We start from the raw sequence: 16764 nt of genomic DNA on the forward strand, positions 1-16764 counted from the left end.
AGAAATGAAATGAGAAAAAGCGGAAAAATCAGAATTTTTTTCTGGTAGTATACAGTATGTTACAATAAGCTTTGTCAATGAAAGAAGGAATTCCGTGCAATGCACGGGAGAGGTTCGCGAACTCCCTCTATAAAAAACTATGGAAACAACAATATCTTTAGGTATTGTTTTGTTTTTTTTATTGTGACAGTTCAAGAACGTTCTTTCTTCTTATTCGTAGTAGAGAAGGAGAATGAGTGAAATGAAAAAAGAAAAGGCAGTTGTTGTTTTTAGTGGAGGACAAGATAGTACGACATGTTTATTTTGGGCAATGCAGCAGTTTGCAGAAGTAGAGGCTGTAACGTTTAATTACAATCAACGTCATAAGTTAGAAATTGATTGCGCAGCGGAAATTGCAAAAGAGCTAGGAATTAAACATACGGTACTAGATATGAGTTTATTAAATCAACTTGCTCCAAATGCGTTAACGAGAACGGATATGGAGATTACACATGAAGAAGGTGAATTACCGTCGACGTTTGTAGATGGACGAAATTTACTATTCTTATCATTTGCTGCTGTATTAGCAAAACAAGTTGGAGCACGTCATATTGTAACGGGTGTATGTGAAACTGATTTTAGTGGTTATCCAGATTGCCGTGACGTGTTTGTGAAATCGTTAAACGTTACTTTAAATTTATCCATGGATTATCCGTTTGTTATTCATACACCACTTATGTGGATTGATAAAGCGGAAACATGGAAGTTATCAGATGAACTTGGAGCATTCGAGTTTGTTCGAGAAAAAACATTAACATGTTATAACGGAATCATTGGTGATGGTTGCGGTGAATGTCCAGCATGTCAACTTCGTAAAGCAGGATTAGATACGTACCTACAAGAACGCGAAGGAGCGAGTAACTAATGGATAATTTCTTTGGATTTCGCATCGTAGAAAATTTACAACAAATGGACAAGGATATTCAGCGTAAACAGCTTAAATATCATAATAAGAGAGTAATGGTCAGCAAGGAATTTACATTTGATGCAGCACACCATTTACACTGTTATGAAGGGAAATGTAAGAACTTACATGGTCACACATATAAAGTTGTATTTGGGATTAGTGGATATGTAAATGAAATAGGTCTTGCAATTGACTTTGGAGATATAAAAGAAATCTGGAAGAATGAGATAGAAATTTATTTAGATCATCGTTATTTAAACGAAACGTTACCAGCGATGAATACAACTGCTGAAAATATGGTCGTTTGGATTTATGAAAAGATGGCAGAAGCGTTAACAAAAGATAATCGTGCGAACGAATATAAAGGAGCTCGTGTTGAGTTTGTTCGTCTGTTTGAGACGCCAACTAGTTATGCGGAAGTAAGACGGGAGTGGATGCTCGATGAGTAAAATCCCAGTCTTAGAAATATTTGGTCCGACTATTCAAGGTGAAGGAATGGTTGTAGGGCAAAAGACGATGTTTATCCGTACAGCTGGCTGTGATTATAGCTGTGCTTGGTGTGATTCTGCCTTTACGTGGGATGGATCGGCTAAAGAGCAAATTAGACAGATGACAGCAGAAGACGTTTGGAATGAGCTTGTAGAAATTGGTGGCGAAAATTTTTCTCATGTTACGATTTCAGGTGGAAATCCGGCATTGCTGAAAAATATTGAGTTTCTTCTTTCTATATTAAAAGAGAATGGAATGCGAACGGCAATCGAAACGCAAGGGAGTAAATGGCAAGATTGGTTACTTCAAATTGATGAGATAACGATTTCTCCAAAACCACCAAGTTCGGCAATGAAAACTGATTTTCAGAAGTTAGATGATGTGATTCAGAAACTAGCAGGAAAAGATATTAGTTTAAAGGTAGTAGTATTTGACGATTATGACTTCGAGTATGCAGTTAAGATGCATGAACGTTATCCAAATGTACCATTTTTCTTACAAGTAGGGAATGATGATACAAAAACTGTGGATGATGCGATGTTAATTAAAAAGTTATTAGATAAGTATGAGTGGCTTATTGAAAAAGCAGTTAACCGCAAAGAAATGAATAATGCAAAAGTATTGCCGCAGCTTCATGCGTTAGTATGGGGAAATAAACGCGGAGTATAATGAGAAGGGATGTTTAAAATGGCAGGAAGATTAGATGAAGATTTAAAAGATGTAACATTATTAGGAAATCAAAATACAAAATATTTATTTGAATACAGCCCAGAAATTTTAGAGGTATTTGATAACAATCATCCAAACCGTGATTATTTTGTTAAATTCAATTGTCCTGAATTTACAAGCTTATGTCCGAAAACAGGCCAACCGGATTTTGCAACAATTTATATTAGCTACATTCCAGAACAAAGAATGGTAGAGAGTAAATCTTTAAAGCTATATTTATTTAGTTTCCGCAATCACGGTGACTTCCACGAAGATTGCATGAACGTTATTATGAATGATTTAATTAAATTAATGGATCCACGTTACATTGAGGTATGGGGTAAATTCACACCACGTGGAGGGATTTCAATTGATCCTTACTGCAACTACGGTCGCCCAGGAACGAAATATGAACAAATGGCAGACTACCGCATGATGAACCATGATCTATATCCAGAAACAATTGATAATCGTTAATATATAATAGAAAGAAAGGATCTGTATGTTATACAGATCCTTTCTTTCTATTATATTATGCATTTTGATTAATGACAGTATAGTTTTTATGACTTACAACTGTAAGGGGTTCCATATCTAGTTCTCTAAAATTCTCCATAATTGTTATATCTACAATAACGGAGTTTTGATTTACTTTTTGAACACGGCCTTGCATTCCACCTTTAAATTCAATGATATCTCCAGTTTCTGCGATCTGCATAAGCAACTCTCCTTGTTACAGTTTTCCCAAAAAAGAATAATTTTGGTTTTTTTATTTCCTCTTATTTTGAACCATATTGTTCAGTTTGTAAATGTTTACAAAGTAAAAATTCGAAAAATATTCACTTTTTGTAAGAAAATATACAAGAACTCCATGTTATTAGAAAAAAACAACGGTTTAAATGCGTCCATCTTTATATGGAGGTATAATAAAAATATACAATAACCTACTAAAGTGGGAGAAATTAGAGGCGGTAAAATAATGTTTGAATTTGTGGGGAGTGTAATAGCATTAATTTTATTTGTATTTTCTTATATAAATTTAAAAAAGATTCGTCATCATGAAACGACTACATATTTTGATGGGATGGATGGGATACATGCTGGGGTCACACATGAGAGTGGCGGGGATATGTAAAGGTGTATAACTTTCTTTTTTTGCGTGGTATGATATGTAAAAATAGTACATAATAGAGTTCGTAAGTGATGAATGGAGAGTGGAAAGAATGAAGATTTCTTTTATTCGTCATGGTCGCTTAGGTCGTACTATAGAACCAATGACGGTTACATCCTTTCATGAATGGATGAAAGGATATGACTTACATACTATAACAGAAAAAGCACCTATACCAACGGAAACAAGGGAAGCGATTGAAGCAGCAAAATTGATTTTAACGAGTGATCAAAGGTGTGCTGTACAGTCAGCAGCTGAATTAATGGATTCTTTATCTTTTATGCAAAATTCTCTATTTAGGGAAGCTGACGTTCCGACGAGTTTTTATGCTCCCAAATGGTTGAAGTGTAAACCTAACGTATGGATGTTTATCGGACGAACACTATGGATACTTGGTTACCATAAAGATGTTGAGTCTTATAAGGAAGTAAGAGAGAGGGCAAAGCAAGCGGCTTACTTATTACATCGTTACGCTCTCGTACATGGAAGTATTGCTCTTGTAGGTCATAATTATGTGAATGTAATGATTGGTGCCGAACTGAGAGCGATGGGATGGTCTGGTACGCCTATTTTGCACAGAGAGCCATGGGGATGTACAACATATACGTTTCATGAGGCGATGAATGGAAATATATTAAATACGAATTTAACATAAAAGCACACGATTTATATAAATCGTGTGCTTTCTTTTTAAGATATAGAAATTTTGATGTTCAATGGTTTTACGAGATGTGCATAAGGTTCGCCTACAAGCATAACGATTTGATCTTTTTTATAACCTAGTTTTTCGTATAGTGAATAGGCACGGTTGTTTTCTAAATTAACAAGTAATGCGATTTTTTTATGCTCCTTTTCAGTTGCATGAATTTCAGCAGCTTCAATTAATTTAGAACCAATTCCTTTTCCGCCATATGCACTTGAAACTGATAATGTATCAATGTAATATTCATCAAGTTCAGCTTCTTTTTCTAACGTAATCGATTCATCTTTATGTAATTCTCTTAAGTGATGTACAATTGGTGCATCAAGCCTTGTTGCTTCACTACCGTGATAAGCGACAATAACTCCAACTGCCCCCCCGTCTTGCTCATATACAAAACAGTTTTCATAGCTCAGTCGATTTCTCTCTTTTGAGAACCATGTTTCAAGTCCTAGTAATACTTCTGTCTCAACTGTGCTACCTGTGATTTTTTCAGCAATTTCGTGCAGAGCGTTATACAATAAAGGTGCTACCAGTTTCGCATCTGTCTTTTTTGCTTTCCGAATCATAGTATCCCTCCTAGTTCTATTTATATATTGTAGCATAGTGGTATGAAACTTTGCATAATTGAATGTAGAAATGTTTGATATAGAGAAGTAGCTATGTTAGTATATGATATTTAGTGGACATATAATAAAGAGATATCTTTTGAAAAATAATGAAAATAAAATGAAGGTATAGCACCTGGATAATTTTACAGTTGTTGACCTATAGAATATAAGATAAAATAAAATATTGCATAGAGGTGAAATACATGGATAAAGAATTAGCAAATACAATTTTGGATCAGCTGAAAAATGGTGAAATAAAGGAGTATGTTGTTACGAAAGATGTATTTTATACGTTCAGAGAAGTTGTAGTAAGTCGAGAAGATTTTAAACATATTATTGGGAACGCGCAGCGCGGCGGACAAGTAATTTATACATATTCAGAAACGCCACGTTCGTAACTAGAAGAATATAGGGGAGGAGAATTATGGGCGATTTTAAACAAGGTATATTACCGCATTGGGATTATATGTGGAAAAATAGAGCCGGCAATCGATTTATGGGGATGGTCATGTATCCAGAGAAACGAAAGTGTTCGGCAAAAATGCTTCAGAAAATAAAAAGAGCATATGAAGAGGCTGTAGAAATTAAAGTAACTGTACAAGTTCAACATACATATCAGTATGTTGAAGGAATGATTGTATACTTTGATGAAGAAGCTCCTGTATGTACAATGATTGATAAAGATGAAAATCCACATCATATATTTGTAAAAGATATTTTGCGTATTGAGCACTCTGAATAAACTTTTCATAAATAAGTTAAATTTCCGTAATAATAATCTTTTTCTATAATAGTTATCTTTTAGTATGTAACGAGAACCGAAAGTATATGTATAATATTTAATAAAGTAAAACTGATAAATGTAATCGTTTTTTAGAGCAGATTATCGTTTCGTATCTGTTCTTTTTTGCGTGATGCTGGAGAAATATATTCCTCCAGCATTTGCCGTTTTATGACAAAATATATTGTTAACTTTTTTAAAAATAAGGTTAAATTCGTTGACAACTTTTTTGAAAAGCACTTTATTGACATGAGTTTTAGAATGTTGTTTCATAGTCATTGTATTGAAAAAAATCGACTGTCTTGTCGAAAAGTAAAAGTTAAAAAAAGAAAGAATTTATACATATATCTTGTGTCTTATTTTGAAACGTAATACAATATATAGAGAAATCGAGAAACAACATACAGAGAGTATAGATTGAAAAGGGAGGGTCGGAAATGTTAGTTGCATATGATTCTATGACAGGAAACGTGAAGCGTTTCATCCACAAATTAAATATGCCGGCCGTTCAAATTGGTGAAGATCTAGTAATAGATGAAGACTTTATTTTAATTACGTATACAACAGGTTTTGGCAATGTACCAGAACGTGTTTTAGAATTTTTAGAGCGCAATAATGAAAAATTAAAAGGCGTATCTGCAAGCGGCAATCGTAACTGGGGAGACATGTTCGGTGCAAGTGCTGACAAAATTTCTGCTAAATATGAAGTGCCTATTGTATCAAAATTTGAGTTATCAGGAACAAATAACGATGTAGAATACTTTAAGGAAAGGGTGCGGGAGATTGCGACACATTGAACTGAATAATGAAATCACGCAAATGCAGGACGGTTTTTATCAGCTTCATAAAGATAAAGAGGCATTAGAAGTCTTTATGGAAGAAGCTAGAGAGAATACCGTTCATTTTAATAGCGTGGCTGAGCGAATGGAGTATATGAAAGAACATGATTACTATTACAACGTTCTGGACGAGTATAACTTGGAGGAAGTAGAAGAGGTATATAACATCACTTATGGTGAAAACTTCGAGTTCCAATCTTATATGGCAGCATCTAAGTTCTATAAAGATTATGCGCTAAAAACAAATGATCAAAAACAATACTTAGAAAACTATGAAGATCGTGTAGCAATTGTGTCATTATACTTAGGACGCGGTGATGTTGCGAAGGCAAAACAATTCGCAAGCATGATTGTCAAACAAAACTACCAACCAGCGACACCAACCTTTTTAAATGCGGGAAGAAGCAGAAGAGGAGAAATGGTGTCTTGTTTCTTGTTAGAGATGGATGATAGCTTAAATTCAATCGGCTTTAACATCAATACTGCAATGCAATTATCAAAAATCGGCGGAGGAGTAGCTTTAAACTTGTCTAAGCTACGCGCACGTGGTGAGCAAATTAAAGGTATTGATAACGCTGCAAGTGGTGTAGTACCCGTTATGAAATTGCTTGAAGATTCGTTTTCATATGCGAATCAACTTGGCCAACGAAAAGGTGCCGGTGCAGTATACTTAAACATTTTCCATTGGGATATTATTGAATTCCTTGATACAAAAAAAATAAATGCCGATGAGAAGAGCCGTATTCAATCTCTATCGATCGGAATTATCGTTCCAAGTAAGTTCTTCGAACTTGCTGAGAAAAACGAACCTTTCCATGTTTTCGCGCCTTATACGGTGTATAAAGAATACGGAAAGCATTTAGATGATATTGATATCGATGAAATGTACGATGAATTAATGAGCAATCCGAAAGTGAAGAAGAAGCCTCTAGATATTAGTGCGCGTGATATGCTTATTAAAATTGCTATGATTCAGCTTGAGTCTGGTTATCCATACTTAATGTTTAAATCAAATGCAAATAACCAACATCCACTGAAGGATATTGGAACTGTGAAGATGTCGAACTTGTGTTAAATATGTAGCACCTTCTAGTAGAAATGCTAGTCGAAAACTCCGTTAAACGGGGAAAGCCTCAAATTTGAGGTAACCTACCGTGCTAAATCTTATCTTAGAATGATTCGCTTTCTGTAAAATGTATTTTGGGAATTAAAGTACAGAGGATGGCGAGGTAAAATGAATCAGAAAGTCTCTTATGGTTTTATCTATATGACAGTAAATAAGTTAAATGGGATGAAATACATTGGGAAATGTATTTATAAAAGACAAAATAATCGGTGTAAATATCTAGGGTCTGGATTATACCTTCAAAGAGCTATCTAAAAGTATGGGAGAGAAAATTTTGAAAAACACATACTGGTAGAAGCTTTTTCTGAAGAAGAATTAAACAGTCTAGAGGAAGAATATATCCTAAAGTTTGATGCTGTAAACTCTCAAGAATTCTATAATGTGAAACTCACTGCAATTGGCGGAGATATTTTCACAAACAATCCTCGTAAAGAGGAAATACGTGAAATAAGAAGAACGCAGATGAGTGGAAAAGGAAATCATCAATATGGAAAAGCTAAGACTATCAAAATGATAGAAGCAGTAAAACAAGCAAATTCTAGAGCTGTTATTGTTGAAGGGGTTTATTATAAAAGTCAAACAGAGGCGGCTAAAGTATTAAATTTAGGAATAACTACTGTGAACTATCGGTTGAATAGTGATAACTTTCCAGAGTGGCTAAGGATTAAGGAGAAAAACAATATTCAAAAACAGTCTAATAATCCTACCTGTAAGCTAAGTGTCGATGGGATAGTGTATGAGAGCATTAAAGATGCAGCTAGTTCCTTAGGTATATCATCCCCTACTGTGATAAGACGTTTAGATAGTGAGAAACATCCTAGTTATAAGAGACTTTCTGAAAGATTAAGATAAGTAAAAGCCTAACGACTATCCCTTATGGGAGTAGAGCGCAAGCGATTGGCGTTCGAAAAGCGGAGCACCTAATCAGGTAATGCTGTAGGTGATGATATAGTCTGTCCTGTATGGTGACATACAGCAGTTGCATGAGCAACGGACTGAGGAATAGCGAACTCGGTTGAACATTCGAGACAGAAATCTTCCAGCTTCAAGAAACTTCTGAAATAAATGATTACGGTACAGATGACATTATCCGTCGTGATATTAACTGTAACTTAGGATCATTAAATATTGTAAATGTAATGGAAAATAAAGAAATTCGTGAAGCAGTTCATGCGGGAATGGAAGCTTTAACAGCTGTTTCTGATATGACGATTATTCCGAATGCACCAACTGTGAAAAAAGCTAATGATGAGCTTCATTCCGTTGGACTTGGTGCAATGAACTTACATGGATATTTAGCAAAAAATAAAATCGCTTATGAAAGTGCAGAAGCGAAAGAGTTCGCTCGTACATTCTTTATGATGTTAAATTACTACTCTATTGAGAAAAGTATGGAAATCGCTAAAGAAAAAGGCGAAACATTTAAAGACTTCGATAAGTCTGATTATGCGAACGGCACATACTTTGAAAAGTATGAAACGACTGATTATAGCCCAGTAACTGAAAAAGTTCAGCAACTATTTGAAGGAATCCACATTCCAACAAAAGAAGATTGGACAAGTCTAAAAGAGCAAGTACAGAAGAATGGTTTATACAACTCATATCGTCTTGCCATTGCTCCAACACAATCAATCAGTTACGTTCAAAATGCAACTTCAAGCGTAATGCCGATCGTAAGCCAAATTGAATCAAGAACGTATGCGAATGCGACAACATATTATCCAATGCCGTATTTATCAAAAGATACGTTCTGGTACTATAAATCTTCTTACGATATGAATCAGTTTAAACTAATTGATTTAATCGCAGAAATTCAAGAACATATTGACCAAGGAATTAGTACAATTCTTTATGTTAATAGTGATATTTCAACACGTGAATTAGCACGTTACTACATCTATGCACATAAAAAAGGCTTAAAGAGTCTGTATTATACGAGAACACGTAAATTAAGCGTGGAAGAGTGCGTGGCTTGTACCGTTTAATATAAAAAGTAAGACATGATGAGCAGGGTTTTTCTGAACCCTGCTCATGCTTAGTTATGAATTTTTCATGTTTATTTAGAGAAGGGGCGATTGAATGCGTGCGGTAAACTGGAACAAAAAAGAAGATGATTTTAGTTTAATGTTTTGGAAGCAAAACATCGCTCAGTTTTGGACAGAAGAAGAAATCGCAGTGTCTTCTGACAAAAATACTTGGGCACAATTATCAAAAGAAGAGCAGGTTGCTTATAAGCGTGTATTAGGTGGTTTAACACTTTTAGATACGAAACAAGGCGGCGAAGGGATGCCACTTGTACTTGTTCATCTTGAAAATTTACAAGCGAAAAGTGTATTAGCTTTCATGGGAGCTATGGAAGAAGTACATGCGAAGAGTTACAGTCATATTTTCACAACGTTAGCTACTGAAGAAGAAATCGATGATATTTTTGAATGGGTAGATAAGCATCCATTACTTGAGAAAAAGGCTGGTATTGTTACTAGTTATTATCGTCGTTTATTAAAGCCTGAAGTAACGAAAAAAGAGTTATACATGGCGATGGTAGCAAGTGTATTCTTAGAAAGTTATTTATTCTATAGTGGATTCTTCTATCCGCTTTACTTAGCAGGTCAAGGGAAATTGACGGCAAGTGGTGAAATTATTAACTTAATAATTCGTGATGAGTCCATTCACGGCGTATTCGTCGGTATTTTAGCACAACAAATCTTTTCGGAACTATCTGCAGAAGATCAACAAGAAGTGCAAAAAGAAACGCAAGAGTTATTAATGGAACTATATGAAATTGAAATGGCATATACAGAAGAAATTTACACTTCTATCGGTCTTGTAGAGGATGTAAATCGTTTCGTTCGTTACAATGCGAATAAAGGACTTATGAACTTAGGACTTGAGCCGAAGTTTGAGGAAGAAGAAATTAACCCAATCGTTTTAAATGGTTTACGTACAGATACGAAAAATCATGATTTCTTCTCTGTAAAAGGAAATGGTTACGTAAAAGCAACGAACGTTGAAAAGTTATCTGACGATGACTTCGTGTTTAATTTTTAATATATGATTATAAAGAAAAGCTGTCTTATTCATTGATAAGACAGCTTTTCTTTATGATTTTGTTTACATAACACTATTATTTTCGTATAACGAGTGTAGTTTAAAAAGTTCTATTCAGCTAATGGATAGAACTTTTTTTGTAATTAAATGGGTATTTACAAACCTTTTGTATTAGTGTATTATTTAACTAGTACACCAATACAAAAGGAGGGAAGAAATGAAAATAGAATTTTCTCCAAATACACCAATTTACATTCAAGTAATGGAATACATAAAAAAAGAAATCGTAACAGGACATTTATTGCCTGGTGATAAAATTCTCTCTGTACGTGAATTAGCGAGTGCATTACAAGTAAATCCAAATACGATTCAGCGTACATTTCAAGAGCTAGAACGGGATGGAGTTGTTGTAACACGTAGAGGAATGGGACGATATGTAACGAATGAAGGGGAGAAAATTATGGAGCTGCGAAAAGAGATGGCGAAAGAATTACTTCATTCTTTTATAGATGGAATGGACAATTTAGGTTTTTCAGAAGAAGAAATTCTTACAATCCTTCGTTCTTCATTACATGAGAAAAGGGAGGAGAGCGAATGACAGAGCTATTAAAAATAGAAAACTTATGGAAGAGGTACGGGTTGAAAGCAGTGATTCGTGATTTGAACATAGAGATTACCGAAGGAAAAATTGTTGGGCTTGTTGGAGATAACGGGAGCGGGAAAACGACGTTATTGAAAATGATTGCAGGCTTGCAGCACCCTTCTGAAGGTAGTATTACAATCGCTGGTAAAAAGGTCGGATTGGAAACGAAAGAAATTGTTTCTTTTATGTCGGATAAACCAGTATTTGATGATTGGATGACGGTTAAAGATTCTTTATTTTTCTATCGAGATTTTTATAAAGACTTCGATATTCAAAAAGCGGTAGATACGATTGCGGAATTTAAAATACCGTTAGAAGAAAGAATTACAGCTTTATCAAAAGGGATGGTTGAAAAGCTACAAATTATTTTAACATTTTCGAGGAAAGCGAAGTTATACGTACTAGATGAACCACTGGGCGGAATTGATCTCGTTTCTAGGGAACACGTACTGGAACTTATTTTACAGTTTTATCGAGAAGATTGTACGATCTTAATTGCAACACATTTAATTGGAGAAGTGGAAAATATTTTTGATGAAGTAATCTTCTTAAAAGATGGTGAAAGTGTACTTCATGAAAATGTAGAGGAATTACGCTTCCAACGAGGAAAAGCTGTTACAGAGGTGTTTAAGGAGGTGTTTAGTAGATGAAGCCGAGCTTAATATATATGTACAATATAAATAAAAAGCAAATAATTATTTCTTTGTTAACATTTATATTCGTTGTCGCTGTAGCTTTCGTAAGTTTGGGGAATTATATTAAGCAAGAATCAGGAGAAGTAAGACAAACAATTATAGTTAGTTTCGTTATTCTAGTATATATAACTATTTTAGCAATGATAGTTATTCAGGCGGTGTCTGCATTTGGAAAAATGACTGAAAGCACATTATTTCGGTTAACATCGATATCCGGTAAAAAGATTGTTTTAGCAATATTGTTATACGCTGTAATTTATTTACTTATTTTCGAATTAATAGGATCTATTTTTTTATATGGTATTTCTATGAAAATAATAAAAGGTACAGAGCTCTATGAAGTATTATTTACTCAAAGTGTATTCAATCCACTAAAGCACCTCTTTAGTACTATGTTATATGTATTTAATTTATCTAGCGTATTGCTAGTATTACTTTTTTCAGTAGCAAGCGTTAAAGTGTTTTCTTTGAAAAAGAAGAAGTTAAAATATCCACTGGTATTTTTCTTATTTTTACTAGTAACAAAATTATTAGGTACTATATATGGAATGTTGGGCGGTCTTGCACCTACTACGCCTTTAATAGCGAAGTTAGTATATATAGATGAATCATTAGAAGTGAATGTGTTTCTCTATCCAGAAAAACTTATGAATTTATATAGTATTGCTTTTTCAATCGGTATATTTGTTCTACTTATTTATATAACAGGTCGCATTATTGATAAAAAACTAGAAGTCTAAAGGAGGAATCAACATTGGGAAACGTAGTAGTAAAGTTAGAGAATGTTCGAAAAAAGATTGGTGGAACGGAAGTTATTCGCGGTTTATCATTTGAGGTTCGTGAAGGGGAAGTGTACGGCTTCCTTGGACCGAACGGTAGTGGTAAAACGACGACAATTCGTATGATGACAGGTCTTATATCGATGACAGAGGGCGATATTACAATTTGTGGTCATAGTATTCGCACGGAGCGTGAAAAGGCGCTAGAGCAAATTGGAGCGATTGTAGAAAATCCTGAACTATATGATTATATGACAGGAATGCAAAACTTAAAGCATTTTGCGAACATGGCAATTACACCGATTAGTAAAGAGCGCATTGCTGAAATTGTAAAGCTTGTTGAATTAGAGCGTGCGATTCATAAAAAAGTGAAAACATATTCACTTGGTATGAAACAACGTTTAGGAATTGCACAGGCATTACTTCATCAGCCGAAAATCTTAATTTTAGATGAGCCGACAAATGGATTAGATCCAGCTGGTATTCGCCAAATTCGTGATTATTTACAACGTTTAGCGAAAGAAGAGAATATTGCTGTAATCGTATCAAGTCACTTATTAAGTGAAATTGAACTTATGTGTGATCGCGTCGTTATTATTAAGCAAGGTGAGTTTGTACAAGAGTACAACTTACATGAACAAGCGAAACATGATGAGACAGTAGTTGTAGCATTTGAAGTAGATGAAGTTCAGAAAGCAAATGAAATCATTAAAGGTAAAGCAAAAGGGAATGTCATTGTAGCATCTGTAACAAAAGAGAACATTCCGCAGCTTGTAAAAAAACTTGTGCATGATGATGTGCTTGTGTATGGCGTTACTGTTCAAAATAAAACGTTAGAGGATGAGTTCTTAGCCATTACAGGGGGAGTGAAAGCGTAATGTTTAAATTAATTCAAAATGAATTTTTAAAGTTGCATGCGAAAAAAGGTATGTATATTTTAATAGGTGTTATAGCCTTATTGGAGATTTTAGGAGCAGTAGTAATGGCAAAATGGGGCGAAGCTGGTAGTTTAAGTGGATCTTACTTAGATTTTGTAAATTCAGATATTGGTCTAATTATATTGTTTGCAACAATTTTTGGTATCGCAACAGCCTCTCGTACAATCACAGATGAATTCCAAAAAGGAACAATTAAACAATTGTTAATCCGTCCAAGAAAACGACTTACAGTATTATTTTCTAAATATATTACTGTGTTATTAGCGATGTTATTTATCGTATTAGCTGGTATGCTAATTGCAATGATTATCGGCGGTATTGTAATGGATGGTAGTAAAACAGAATTAACATTAGGAATTGTATTAAAGGCAATTTCATATGAACTTTTAGCACCCATTTTCTTTGCTACGCTTGCATTTTTCTTAGCAAATGTATTTAGAAAATCTGTATTGCCATTAATTATCACGTTGTTCTTCTTTTTCCTACAAGGACCAATTAAGATGATGCTTATGATGCTTACAAAAGGCGCCGCAAAATTTGTTGTGTTGTTCCATTTAAATTTAAATGCTTATGATGGCAATAAATTAATTAATCGTGGTTTAGAACCACCATTTACAGAATTTACGTTTACAACTTCATTATTACTTGTGATTGCGTATATTGTTGTATTACTTGTAGCTTCAAGTGCATTATTCCAAAAACGTGACGTATTATAATAAAAGAAATCCCCGCTTGTAAAAACGGGGATTTTTATTACATATCTTCCTCCTAGATTGCAACTTGAAGAACAGTGATATGATATTTTAAGAGATATGTTGTTTGAAAGTAATTGAGAAAAATAGGAGGAATTTCGACTATATTCAAATTATAATTTAGTTATTGACCATTTGTTTTTATTATCTTTGGGGGTGTTCTATATGCACTATGCATTTTCACGTATAAGACTACGTAGCTTTTTTGGATGGATGATTATAGGAGTGTTCCTTACGATGATCCCATTAGGTCTATCAAATGTTTCTGAGAATACGATGGAGGTTATTTCACAAATAACTGTATTTTTTGTATTTCCGTTATTTTGGTTATACGTAAAAACAAATAAAAATAATGTTGTATTTAACAGTTTTTTTGATAAGCCAGGACGTTTACCATGGGGATTAATTGTATTAGCAACGATAATGGGAATGATTTTTTCAGTTGGTATATCTCATATTCAATTTTACATATTAGCACATACGTTACCGAATTTCTTAGTTACTATGTTAGAAGACGGAAATGTTATTAATACGAGTAACGTATATATGACGATATTTACTTTCATTTCAGCATGTGTGTTAGCACCTATTATGGAAGAGGTTATTTTTAGGGGATTCTTTTTACAGCGAATGGCTTATAAATGGGGAATTAAAAAAGCTGTAATCATATCTTCACTTATTTTTGGCTTAGGGCATTTTGATGTTATTGGTGCGTTCATGTTTGGTGTTGTTATGTGTCTTTTATACATAAAGACGAAAAATATATGGACGAATATCGCTGTACACGCTCTCAATAATTTAATTGCAACAAGTATGCAATTTGTCGGTGGAGAAGAGAGTAGCGCAATTTCAATTTCTGAATTACAAGCGCAAAGTAATTTATGGATCGGTATCGGTCTTACTGTTGTTGGATTACTTTGGTTAATTCCTTATGTTTGGAAACAATGGCGTACAGTAAAAGAAGTGGGTGTGCCAACAGTGCGTTTTATAAATGAGGAAAAAGTAGTGAGTGCATCACAAGAAAATGAAGTGTATAGTCAAGTGATTGTAACAGATAGACTGATGGCTGTAGAGCTGCCAGATGAGGCTGTTAATAAGCTCCGGTTAGAAGAAAATGATTATGTAACAGTATCTGTAGAAGAAGATAAAATCGTTATAAAGAAAGTGCATGATAGATAATTACAAATTAAAAAGTAGCTCCTTAAGAGCTACTTTTTAATTTGTAATAATTTCTACACGAAAATTATTACCGTTCTTTACATATTTAATATCTGTAACGATACGGACTGTTTTTAAAATCTCAACTTTTTCACCAATTCGTGGGATAGTCGGAACATTGTCCCAAATGCCAAGCAAGTCATCTAATTGAGCCGTTTTTTCATAAAACCAGATTTTCAATGTAAAGCCCCTTTCTCGAACTTTATGTATTTTAATACATAATATATTATTTTTATTCTTATTGTAAGGGGTTTTTATATATTTTATGAATAAAAATAAATTAATCTTCTGGGAAGATATGTTCAATATCTGGAGTAAGAGATACTTCTGATAATACGATATGAGAAACAGTCGTTGCATATGAAGAAACATCATTGATAAATTCTTCAAGTTCAACGAGTGAAGGAACAGAAATTTTTACAATGTAGCATAAGCTCCCTGTTACTCGGTAACAAAAACTTGCAGATGGATAAGACTGAATAAACTGTTGCATACGTGTTGTATCACCATTTTTTAAAGTGATTTCTAAAATACAATCTAAAACAAGTCCTGCTTTTTTATAATCGATATCGATTGTGTACTTTTGAATCACGCCTTCACTTTCCAGTTTACGAACACGTTCTGCAGTAGACGGAGCAGATAAGTTTACTCGTTTCGCCAATTCGCGCATTGAAAGGCGACTATCATTATATAATTCATTTAAAATTTTTCGATCAACACGGTCTAGTTGCATTTGTAAATATACCTCCAGTAAAGTAATAATTTTTGTAAAGGGAAAATATAAATTAAGATTCATATGAAATGTGAAGTGGCCTTTATTTATTTTACAATAAAACAGAAGGAAATAGGAGGGGAAATGATGGAGAGAATTTCATTATCAAATGTAGGAGATACAAAGTTTCAAAAGTTATTAGGGCATAATCCGGACTTATTACATTCATGGAGTATGGTAGAGGATACATTGCATAGTAAAGGAACTCTTTCGGCAGAGTTGAAGGAGCAGGTAAGACGAACATTAGCGTACGGGAATGAATGTCCGTACTGTATGGCAAAGGGAAGGCCTGATGATATGCAAAAGGTAGAAGAAATGAGTGTAGCCGTTACTTTTGCACATACATTTGTTCATGACAAAAAGGTGATAGATGATAATATGTTTCATGTATTGAAACAATATTGGACGGAAAAAGAAATTGTAGAGCTTTGCGCTTATATTTGTTTTATTACTGCCTCACAACAACTTGGTTTTCTGTTTCAATTACAGCCGAATGAAGGAGAAAATGATGACTAATCAAATAGCACTTATCATAATTGATGTACAAA

General features: G+C 34.1%; 23 protein-coding genes, 1 pseudogene and 1 riboswitch. Of the genes and pseudogenes, 20 read left to right on the forward strand and 4 right to left on the reverse strand.

Annotated features, from left to right (window positions below):
- Positions 1-103 precede the first annotated feature (103 nt).
- Positions 104-147, forward strand: a riboswitch (PreQ1 riboswitch).
- Between the two features lie 94 nt (positions 148-241).
- The 4 genes from queC to queF are packed head-to-tail and all read left to right on the forward strand — an operon-like array spanning position 242 to position 2620.
- Positions 242-904 carry a 7-cyano-7-deazaguanine synthase QueC gene (gene queC, locus CO726_RS06675; protein WP_087951763.1) on the forward strand — a complete coding sequence of 221 codons (663 nt, stop codon included), beginning with the start codon at positions 242-244 and terminating at the stop codon, positions 902-904.
- On the forward strand, positions 904-1395 hold the full coding sequence (gene queD, locus CO726_RS06680) for a 6-carboxytetrahydropterin synthase QueD (protein ID WP_098758817.1): 492 nt from the start codon (positions 904-906) through the stop codon (positions 1393-1395). Before queC ends, queD begins: the two co-directional genes overlap by 1 nt.
- A complete protein-coding gene (queE, locus tag CO726_RS06685; RefSeq protein WP_099683749.1) occupies positions 1388-2104 on the forward strand; it encodes a 7-carboxy-7-deazaguanine synthase QueE in 717 nt (238 codons plus the stop codon). Before queD ends, queE begins: the two co-directional genes overlap by 8 nt.
- 18 nt (positions 2105-2122) lie before the next feature.
- The gene (queF, locus tag CO726_RS06690) at positions 2123-2620 is read left to right on the forward strand and encodes a preQ(1) synthase (RefSeq protein ID WP_000918895.1); all 498 of its coding nucleotides are present in this window, start codon (positions 2123-2125) and stop codon (positions 2618-2620) included.
- Positions 2621-2675: 55 nt separating this feature from the next.
- On the opposite strand, the gene CO726_RS06695 is transcribed toward queF, so the two are convergent.
- On the reverse strand, positions 2676-2861 hold the full coding sequence (locus CO726_RS06695; RefSeq protein WP_001165081.1) for a YkvS family protein: 186 nt from the start codon (positions 2859-2861) through the stop codon (positions 2676-2678).
- Positions 2862-3095: 234 nt separating this feature from the next.
- On the opposite strand from CO726_RS06695, the gene CO726_RS31695 reads away from it, so the two are divergent.
- Together CO726_RS31695 and CO726_RS06705 are read left to right on the forward strand one after the other, a co-directional pair.
- Positions 3096-3278, forward strand: a complete 183-nt coding sequence (locus CO726_RS31695; protein ID WP_169513021.1) for a hypothetical protein — start codon at positions 3096-3098, stop codon at positions 3276-3278.
- An 88-nt stretch (positions 3279-3366) separates the two neighbouring features.
- The gene (locus CO726_RS06705) at positions 3367-3969 is read left to right on the forward strand and encodes a histidine phosphatase family protein (RefSeq protein ID WP_099683750.1); all 603 of its coding nucleotides are present in this window, start codon (positions 3367-3369) and stop codon (positions 3967-3969) included.
- Between the two features lie 35 nt (positions 3970-4004).
- Here the strand turns inward: CO726_RS06705 and CO726_RS06710 are convergent, their stop codons facing one another.
- Complete coding sequence (locus CO726_RS06710) at positions 4005-4583, reverse strand: GNAT family N-acetyltransferase (RefSeq protein WP_098758820.1); 579 nt, start codon at positions 4581-4583, stop codon at positions 4005-4007.
- A 245-nt stretch (positions 4584-4828) separates the two neighbouring features.
- Between CO726_RS06710 and CO726_RS06715 the strand changes: the two genes are divergently transcribed.
- From CO726_RS06715 to CO726_RS06780, 13 genes and pseudogenes are all read left to right on the forward strand, one after another.
- Positions 4829-5023: a hypothetical protein gene (locus CO726_RS06715; RefSeq protein WP_000356685.1), complete on the forward strand. Its 195-nt coding sequence runs from the start codon at positions 4829-4831 to the stop codon at positions 5021-5023.
- Positions 5024-5049: 26 nt separating this feature from the next.
- Entirely contained in the window at positions 5050-5367 is a 318-nt protein-coding gene (locus CO726_RS06720; RefSeq protein ID WP_099683751.1) for a hypothetical protein, read from the forward strand.
- A 476-nt stretch (positions 5368-5843) separates the two neighbouring features.
- Complete coding sequence (gene nrdI, locus CO726_RS06730) at positions 5844-6203, forward strand: class Ib ribonucleoside-diphosphate reductase assembly flavoprotein NrdI (protein WP_000959450.1); 360 nt, start codon at positions 5844-5846, stop codon at positions 6201-6203.
- Positions 6190-7317 (forward strand): annotated as a pseudogene (locus CO726_RS06735) (ribonucleotide reductase N-terminal alpha domain-containing protein); the annotation flags it as partial. The gene nrdI and the pseudogene CO726_RS06735, both read left to right, overlap by 14 nt.
- A 435-nt stretch (positions 7318-7752) precedes the next feature.
- Complete coding sequence (locus CO726_RS06740) at positions 7753-8223, forward strand: NUMOD1 domain-containing DNA-binding protein (RefSeq protein WP_099683753.1); 471 nt, start codon at positions 7753-7755, stop codon at positions 8221-8223.
- A 182-nt stretch (positions 8224-8405) separates the two neighbouring features.
- Positions 8406-9356: a ribonucleotide reductase large subunit gene (locus CO726_RS06745; RefSeq protein WP_074543497.1), complete on the forward strand. Its 951-nt coding sequence runs from the start codon at positions 8406-8408 to the stop codon at positions 9354-9356.
- Between the two features lie 94 nt (positions 9357-9450).
- Complete coding sequence (gene nrdF, locus CO726_RS06750) at positions 9451-10419, forward strand: class 1b ribonucleoside-diphosphate reductase subunit beta (RefSeq protein WP_099683754.1); 969 nt, start codon at positions 9451-9453, stop codon at positions 10417-10419.
- Positions 10420-10636: 217 nt separating this feature from the next.
- On the forward strand, positions 10637-11017 hold the full coding sequence (locus tag CO726_RS06755) for a GntR family transcriptional regulator (RefSeq protein WP_099683755.1): 381 nt from the start codon (positions 10637-10639) through the stop codon (positions 11015-11017).
- Entirely contained in the window at positions 11014-11712 is a 699-nt protein-coding gene (locus tag CO726_RS06760; RefSeq protein WP_099683756.1) for an ABC transporter ATP-binding protein, read from the forward strand. Before CO726_RS06755 ends, CO726_RS06760 begins: the two co-directional genes overlap by 4 nt.
- Entirely contained in the window at positions 11709-12497 is a 789-nt protein-coding gene (locus CO726_RS06765) for an ABC transporter permease (protein WP_099683757.1), read from the forward strand. Before CO726_RS06760 ends, CO726_RS06765 begins: the two co-directional genes overlap by 4 nt.
- A gap of 14 nt (positions 12498-12511) precedes the next feature.
- A complete protein-coding gene (locus CO726_RS06770) occupies positions 12512-13414 on the forward strand; it encodes an ABC transporter ATP-binding protein (protein ID WP_099683758.1) in 903 nt (300 codons plus the stop codon).
- Positions 13414-14190, forward strand: a complete 777-nt coding sequence (locus CO726_RS06775) for an ABC transporter permease (protein WP_098758824.1) — start codon at positions 13414-13416, stop codon at positions 14188-14190. The genes CO726_RS06770 and CO726_RS06775 overlap by 1 nt, the downstream gene beginning before the upstream one ends.
- A gap of 201 nt (positions 14191-14391) precedes the next feature.
- Positions 14392-15405 carry a CPBP family intramembrane glutamic endopeptidase gene (locus tag CO726_RS06780; protein WP_099683759.1) on the forward strand — a complete coding sequence of 338 codons (1014 nt, stop codon included), beginning with the start codon at positions 14392-14394 and terminating at the stop codon, positions 15403-15405.
- A 36-nt stretch (positions 15406-15441) separates the two neighbouring features.
- Here the strand turns inward: CO726_RS06780 and CO726_RS06785 are convergent, their stop codons facing one another.
- Positions 15442-15624, reverse strand: a complete 183-nt coding sequence (locus CO726_RS06785; protein ID WP_000707104.1) for a DUF3913 family protein — start codon at positions 15622-15624, stop codon at positions 15442-15444.
- A gap of 100 nt (positions 15625-15724) precedes the next feature.
- Positions 15725-16177, reverse strand: coding sequence for an Lrp/AsnC family transcriptional regulator (locus tag CO726_RS06790; protein WP_001175498.1), 453 nt, complete (start codon positions 16175-16177; stop codon positions 15725-15727).
- Between the two features lie 63 nt (positions 16178-16240).
- Between CO726_RS06790 and CO726_RS06795 the strand changes: the two genes are divergently transcribed.
- Entirely contained in the window at positions 16241-16732 is a 492-nt protein-coding gene (locus CO726_RS06795) for a carboxymuconolactone decarboxylase family protein (protein WP_136699438.1), read from the forward strand.
- Positions 16733-16764 lie beyond the last annotated feature (32 nt).

The sequence above is a fragment of the Bacillus fungorum genome, from assembly GCF_002746455.1.
GTDB lineage: Bacteria > Bacillota > Bacilli > Bacillales > Bacillaceae_G > Bacillus_A > Bacillus_A fungorum.

Coding starts and splice junctions, on each gene's coding strand:
- queC (WP_087951763.1), top strand. CDS start 242: ATGAAAAAAGAAAAGGCAGTTGTTGTTTTTAGTGGAGGACAAGATAGT.
- queD (WP_098758817.1), top strand. CDS start 904: ATGGATAATTTCTTTGGATTTCGCATCGTAGAAAATTTACAACAAATG.
- queE (WP_099683749.1), top strand. CDS start 1,388: ATGAGTAAAATCCCAGTCTTAGAAATATTTGGTCCGACTATTCAAGGT.
- queF (WP_000918895.1), top strand. CDS start 2,123: ATGGCAGGAAGATTAGATGAAGATTTAAAAGATGTAACATTATTAGGA.
- CO726_RS06695 (WP_001165081.1), bottom strand. CDS start 2,861: ATGCAGATCGCAGAAACTGGAGATATCATTGAATTTAAAGGTGGAATG.
- CO726_RS06705 (WP_099683750.1), top strand. CDS start 3,367: ATGAAGATTTCTTTTATTCGTCATGGTCGCTTAGGTCGTACTATAGAA.
- CO726_RS06710 (WP_098758820.1), bottom strand. CDS start 4,583: ATGATTCGGAAAGCAAAAAAGACAGATGCGAAACTGGTAGCACCTTTA.
- CO726_RS06715 (WP_000356685.1), top strand. CDS start 4,829: ATGGATAAAGAATTAGCAAATACAATTTTGGATCAGCTGAAAAATGGT.
- CO726_RS06720 (WP_099683751.1), top strand. CDS start 5,050: ATGGGCGATTTTAAACAAGGTATATTACCGCATTGGGATTATATGTGG.
- nrdI (WP_000959450.1), top strand. CDS start 5,844: ATGTTAGTTGCATATGATTCTATGACAGGAAACGTGAAGCGTTTCATC.
- nrdF (WP_099683754.1), top strand. CDS start 9,451: ATGCGTGCGGTAAACTGGAACAAAAAAGAAGATGATTTTAGTTTAATG.
- CO726_RS06755 (WP_099683755.1), top strand. CDS start 10,637: ATGAAAATAGAATTTTCTCCAAATACACCAATTTACATTCAAGTAATG.
- CO726_RS06760 (WP_099683756.1), top strand. CDS start 11,014: ATGACAGAGCTATTAAAAATAGAAAACTTATGGAAGAGGTACGGGTTG.
- CO726_RS06765 (WP_099683757.1), top strand. CDS start 11,709: ATGAAGCCGAGCTTAATATATATGTACAATATAAATAAAAAGCAAATA.
- CO726_RS06775 (WP_098758824.1), top strand. CDS start 13,414: ATGTTTAAATTAATTCAAAATGAATTTTTAAAGTTGCATGCGAAAAAA.
- CO726_RS06780 (WP_099683759.1), top strand. CDS start 14,392: ATGCACTATGCATTTTCACGTATAAGACTACGTAGCTTTTTTGGATGG.
- CO726_RS06790 (WP_001175498.1), bottom strand. CDS start 16,177: ATGCAACTAGACCGTGTTGATCGAAAAATTTTAAATGAATTATATAAT.
- CO726_RS06795 (WP_136699438.1), top strand. CDS start 16,241: ATGAAATGTGAAGTGGCCTTTATTTATTTTACAATAAAACAGAAGGAA.